Here is a 243-nt window from a genome sequence, read left to right on the forward strand (position 1 = left end):
TTTAGGAGTTGTCTTCAAGCACCATCGCTTCCGCCCCACCTGCCTGGCTCTGGCAATTGGCCTGCTGCTCGGTGCTCCTGCCCTGCAGGCTGCAGAGCCCGCCCCCGCGCCGGCGGCGTGCAGCAAGGCGGCACCGCTGCCGCTGGATGAACGGCGCACCGTCGCCGTGGTGATGGATCGCATCAAGGCCGCCTATGTCGAGCCGGTCAGCGTCTTGGCACTGCTGGAGAACGCCAACAAGGG

1 pseudogene is annotated in these 243 nt (G+C 67.1%); it reads left to right on the forward strand.

Going from position 1 to position 243, the window contains the following annotated elements:
* Positions 1-43: 43 nt before the first annotated feature.
* Positions 44-243, forward strand: a pseudogene (locus tag VC352_RS24985) (peptidase S41); the annotation flags it as partial.

This window comes from Pseudomonas sp. C11, from assembly GCF_034683865.1.
Lineage (GTDB): Bacteria > Pseudomonadota > Gammaproteobacteria > Pseudomonadales > Pseudomonadaceae > Aquipseudomonas.